Genomic DNA, 5673 nt, shown 5'->3' on the forward strand with positions numbered 1-5673 from the left:
TATTTGGAACATTAAAAAAATTATCATTTGGAATACCAAAATCATTTGAATTTATGAATGCTTTTTTAACCAAAACATAAATATCTTCTGGTTTTATAAATCTTGAACTTATAAAACTATTGGCATAGGTTTTACCCATATTTCCGTAACCTACAATTACTACTTTCATATTTTTGTATATTGAAGTCGTTTAAAATTTTTTCAATTGGTTGCAAAATTATCTTTTTGTTTCAATCAAAAAAGTTTAAATGACTTCATTAAAAAACTCTGTCTAAAATTATAAAATTTTGAAACAGAGTTTAATAAATTATTGAAAAAAATTATTTTTTACCTAACTTCTTTTGAGCTTCGGCTTGTTCCATAACTTCTCGCATTTTCTTTTGAAACTTATTTTCAGATTTTGGTTTGGTTTTATTTTCTTGAATTTTAGCATGAATTTTATCGCTATCAATAAAATATTTTTTAATTACAACCATAATTCCGATAGTAATTAAGTTAGACATAAAGTTATACAAACTTAATCCAGAACCATAACTGTTAAAGAAAATTAACATCATTATAGGAGAAAGATAAATCATTATCTTCATAATCTTAGTCATATCTGGCATTCCTTCTTGTTGTGGTTGTGCCATTGCATTGTCGCCAGAAGTCATTTTCATATAAAAGAAAATAGCAATTGCAGCAAGAATAGGAAATAAACTAACATGATCTCCATATAGTGGAATGTTAAAAGGCAATTTTAATATTTGGTCAAATGAAGATAAATCGTCTGCCCAAAGGAAACTTTTTTGTCTCAATTCAAATGCCGATGGAAAAAACTGAAACGAGGCATACATAAACGGTAACTGAATTAATGCCGGAATACAACCAGCCATAGGATTTACTCCAGCTTTATTATATACTTTCATTGTTTCTTGTTGTTTTTTCATTGGATCTTTTCCAAATTTTTCTCCAATTTCTGTAATTTCTGGACGCAAAACTTTCATTTTAGCTTGCGATAAAAACGACTTAAATGTAATTGGCGACATTGCTATTTTAATTATAATTGTAAATAAAATAATTGCAATTCCAAGTGACATAAACGAACCTAAAAATCCAAATAATGGAATGAATATAAAACGGTTTATCCATCCAAAAATTCCCCAACCAAGTGGAATAATTCTGTCTAGATTTTTATCATAAGCTTTTAAAGTTGCATAATCTGTTGGTCCGTAATACCAATTCATTTTATAATCTAACTCGCCATTTTTATATGCCAATGGTAGTTTAGCTTTAAATTGTTTAGTATAAGTTGTGTCTGCTTTGTCTTCGTCAAAAATTTTAGTTGATGTAACTTTGGCAGTTTCAAATGGTGTTGCTGTTACTAATATTGAGCTGAAAAAATGTTGCTTAAAAGCAATAAAAGTTGTTTTTTCTGTATCTTCTTCTTCGCTTGCACCAACGCCAGTATAATCTATTTTTCCGTCTTTGTGTTCAAAATATACTTCTGAATATCTGTCTTCATAAGTGATACTTTTTTCATTGTTGTATGCTTTTAAATCCCATTGAAAAGTTGCTGGTTTAGAAGTATTTAAAACCTTACTTAATCCTTGAGAACGAATATCAAAATCTAACATATAATTGTTAGGTTTTAATACATATTTATATTCTAGAAACTCGTTATCGCTAACTTTTAGTTTCATTGAAATTATTTGATCTTCGCCAACTTTAGTAACTGTTGGTTCAAAAAATAAATCTTTGGTATTTAAAGTTCTGTTATCTAACGTTTGTAGGGTTAAGTTTAAATCGGCGTTGTTCTTTTTTATTAAAGATACCAAATCTGCTGATCCTTTTTTAAATCGTTCGTGCTGTTTTAAAACTATTTCAGAAATGTATCCACCTTTATTGGCAATTGTTACTTTTAATAAAGTATTTTCTACTGTTGTAAAATTTTCTTTGGCTGATGGTAATGTTGCTGAGTAGGCAAAACTTCCTAAAGTTCCTTGAAGTTTAGCAAGCTTAACTGTATCACTTGCTGTAGAATCTACAACTGCTGCTGCAATTACTTGCTTGGTTGCAACTTCTTTAGCTTTAGTAGCTTTATCAATTTTTTCTTGCTTTGCTTTTTCTGCTTGTTCTTTTTGGGATTTTTTTTCTCCGTTGAACATGATCCACATTACAATTAAAAATATTAATGCAAATCCTATTAATGAGTTTTTATCAAATTTCTTTTCTTCCATAGTATGCTGAATTTACTGGTACTGAATTTATTTCAGATTTTCAGTATCTTTTAATTAATTATTGGTTAGTCGTTGTGATGACTTTTTTGTTTCAATTTTATTTAAAGGTTTTTAAAACCTTGATTTTATGCGAAATACTTATTCTTTTAGCCCTGATTGCAGTGGAAATCTTTTTTTAATTGCTTTGGGTTAAAACCCAAAGCAATTGAAAAAAATTGAAACGGAAAGCAGGAATTGCGATTGTTGAAAATGCCTACTGATTCGCTTCTAAACTTCGATAAGCTCAGCTTGACATTATATGAAAATTATTTTCTACTTTTTATTTTTTACCATTGCGGCCACAAAGCTAACAAAAATTGGGTGCGGATTGGCAACGGTGCTTTTATATTCTGGATGGTATTGAACGCCAATGAAAAACGGATGGTTTTTTATCTCAATTATTTCTACTAAACCTGTTTCTGGATTGATGCCAGATGCTGTTAATCCTGCTTTTTCTAAATCGTTTAAATATTTAGAATTGAACTCGTAACGGTGACGATGACGTTCTTCTATTTGCGATTTTTGGTATATTTTGTATGCTAATGTGTCTGGTTTTATGTTGCATTTCCAAGCGCCAAGTCGCATTGTTCCACCTTTATTGGTAATGGTTTTTTGTTCTTCCATTATGTTTATTACTGGATGTGATGTACTTTCGTTCATCTCGGTAGAATTGGCGTCTTTGTAACCCAAAACGTTTCTAGAGTATTCTATTACAGCCATTTGCATTCCCAAACAAATTCCGAAAAACGGAATATTATTTTCTCTTGCGTAACGAACGGTTTCTATTTTTCCTTCTATTCCTCTTTCTCCAAAACCTGGTGCGACTAGAATTCCGTCAAGAGAAGATAATTTTTCTTTAACATTCTCTTTATCAATGAATTCTGAATGAATACTGATTACATTTACTTTGGTTTCATTGGCTGCGCCTGCGTGTATAAACGATTCGATTATTGATTTGTAAGAATCTTGAAGTTCTACATATTTACCAATTAACCCAATGTTTACTGAGTGTTTTGGATTTTTTAATCTATGCAAAAAGGTGTTCCAATTTTTTAAATCTGGTGCTGCTTTTTTAGGAAGATTTAATTTTTTTAGTGCTACAACGTCTAAACCTTCTTCTAGCATTAAATTGGGAACTTCATAAATCGTTGAAGCATCTATAGATTGAATTACAGCTTCGCGTTTTACATTGCAAAAAAGTGCTAGTTTTTGACGTAATTCATCAGATATTTCGTGTTCTGTTCTACAAACTAAAATGTCGGCTTTTATACCGCTTTCCATTAAAGTTTTTACAGAATGTTGTGTTGGCTTTGTTTTTAATTCTCCGGCAGCAGCAAGATATGGAACTAATGTTAAATGAATTACAATTCCGTTATTTTCGCCAAGTTCCCAAACTAGTTGACGAACAGATTCTATATAAGGTAATGATTCTATATCTCCAACTGTGCCACCAATTTCTGTAATAACTATGTCATAATCGCCAGAATTACCTAGCAATTGCATTCGTTCTTTAATTTCGTTTGTAATGTGAGGAACAACTTGAACCGTTTTTCCTAGAAATTCGCCACGACGTTCTTTTTCTATTACTGATAAATAAACTCTTCCTGTAGTTACATTATTGGCTTGTGATGTTGGAACGTTTAAAAATCTTTCGTAATGACCTAAGTCTAAATCGGTTTCTGCGCCATCATCTGTAACATAACATTCGCCATGTTCGTAAGGGTTTAAAGTTCCTGGATCTACATTTATATAAGGATCAAATTTTTGAATTGTAGTTCTGTAACCTCTTGCTTGAAGTAATTTTGCTAATGATGCTGCTATAATTCCTTTTCCTAATGAGGAAGTTACACCGCCAGTAACAAAAATGTATTTCGTTTGGTTCATTGTTTTTTTTTTAGGACAACTCGCGAGTTTTCCGTACTTGTGCTTTGCTGTTTTTAAAACGTGGCAAAAGTACAATTTTATTAGGGAAAATTAGAATTTATAAATAGAATTTATTTTTAAAACTATTAAGGATTTAAACAACATTATGGTTTTGGATATTGCTTTTTTATGTTGTGAATTAATTCTTCTAAACCATTTAATTTTAGTTCGTAAACCAGTTTTAATTGTTCGCCAAGTTGACCATTGGGCAAGCGATTGTTGTGTAACCAAACCATATAATATTCTGGTAAATCTATTAAATATTTACCTTCATATTTGCCATAAGGCATTTTGGTATGCGCTAATTTTATTAGAAGTTTTTGTTGATCGTCCAAAATAGTTATGGAATAATTAAATTTACAAATGAAAATATAAAATAAATACTTGTTAGAGAAACATCAATCACAATTACTTTTTTATAATTGGTTGAAGTCAAAATAAAATTAATAAAATTTCTTGCAAAAAATTGCACTAGAAAAAAGATGAATATTTTTATTGAATATGGATTTAAAACAATTGCTGCATCCAATTTAAATCTCAAGATTTCAGAAAATGCTCTGCTTAATCCTCTACTTTTACAATAAACCAAAGGCAAACCTTCGCATGAAGATTTTATGGAAAAGTTTAAATAAGGCAACAAATAGGTATAAAAAAAGATAAATATAATTAGTATGGAAAAAATTATATTTATCTTTTTATATGATTTTATTCTGATTGAAGCATCAACTCGCATTAATAGAGTTTAATTTGATCCTTCAATAGTTTTTATAGAATCATTTTGTTTATCAAGCTCTACTTTAATTGAATCTTCATATTTTTTAGTTTCAACTTTCACAGAGTCTAAAATTTCATTTATTTCATCTTTTTTAGATAGCGCAAATGAACCTATACTTCCTACTATAACAAGCATCCAAATAATTACAAAACCAGTAGCTACAATTCCTAAAATTAAACCAACTCTTGGCATTGTAAGTGATGCATTTTCTTTTTTTGCTTGAGAAAATCCTACTGCTCCAAAAATAATTGCTAAAACTCCAAAAAGAATTGCTACCAAACCAAAACATGGTATAAAAGCTGCAATAACTGCAATTATTCCTAAAACCAATGCTGCAATACCCATTGCTTGACCAGCATTTGGGTTTGTTGAATTATTTTCCATAAATTTTAATTATTATTCGAGACAAAAATATAAAAATAGTCTATATGTATGCCTTGTTAAATAAAGAGTTATTAACAATTGTTTAGCAAGATTTATTTCCAATTAAAAGTAATAATTTTTTCTAAATCTGGATGAAGTGAGTTAAATACTGGACAAGTCATTGCAGCTTTTTCTAGAATTTTTTTAATTTTTTCGTCTTGTTGTTTTATGAAAGTTATATTGATTTCAATTTTAGCAATTCTTCTTGGTTCAGTTTGCATTATTTTGGTAACTTCTGCTGTTGTTCCAGAAATATCTACGTTTAAGTCTTGGGCTTTTATTCCCATAATAGTT

General features: G+C 29.6%; 5 protein-coding genes. All 5 read right to left on the reverse strand.

Translation table 11 applies throughout. The features are described 5' to 3' along the window. Nucleotides 1–320: 320 nt before the first annotated feature. The gene (gene yidC / locus ACH2BC_RS10640; RefSeq protein ID WP_395053980.1) at nt 321–2219 is read right to left on the reverse strand and encodes a membrane protein insertase YidC; all 1899 of its coding nucleotides are present in this window, start codon (nt 2217–2219) and stop codon (nt 321–323) included. Nucleotides 2220–2531: 312 nt separating this feature from the next. Beyond that, nucleotides 2532–4142 carry a CTP synthase gene (locus ACH2BC_RS10645; RefSeq protein WP_395053981.1) on the reverse strand — a complete coding sequence of 537 codons (1611 nt, stop codon included), beginning with the start codon at nt 4140–4142 and terminating at the stop codon, nt 2532–2534. A 143-nt stretch (nt 4143–4285) separates the two neighbouring features. Beyond that, nucleotides 4286–4516 carry a DUF3820 family protein gene (locus ACH2BC_RS10650; protein WP_395053982.1) on the reverse strand — a complete coding sequence of 77 codons (231 nt, stop codon included), beginning with the start codon at nt 4514–4516 and terminating at the stop codon, nt 4286–4288. Between the two features lie 407 nt (nt 4517–4923). Next, complete coding sequence (locus ACH2BC_RS10655) at nt 4924–5340, reverse strand: hypothetical protein (protein WP_395053983.1); 417 nt, start codon at nt 5338–5340, stop codon at nt 4924–4926. A gap of 92 nt (nt 5341–5432) precedes the next feature. After that, nucleotides 5433–5673, reverse strand: a 241-nt coding sequence (locus tag ACH2BC_RS10660) for an OsmC family protein (protein ID WP_395053984.1), incomplete at its 5' end; no start/stop codon positions are given.

This window comes from Flavobacterium sp. (assembly GCF_043760115.1).
Classification (GTDB): Bacteria; Bacteroidota; Bacteroidia; order Flavobacteriales; family Flavobacteriaceae; genus Flavobacterium.

What these genes read in the sequence shown, in the direction of transcription:
- yidC (WP_395053980.1), bottom strand. Translation starts at nt 2,219, where the DNA reads ATGGAAGAAAAGAAATTTGATAAAAACTCATTAATAGGATTTGCATTA.
- ACH2BC_RS10655 (WP_395053983.1), bottom strand. Translation starts at nt 5,340, where the DNA reads ATGGAAAATAATTCAACAAACCCAAATGCTGGTCAAGCAATGGGTATT.
- ACH2BC_RS10645 (WP_395053981.1), bottom strand. Translation starts at nt 4,142, where the DNA reads ATGAACCAAACGAAATACATTTTTGTTACTGGCGGTGTAACTTCCTCA.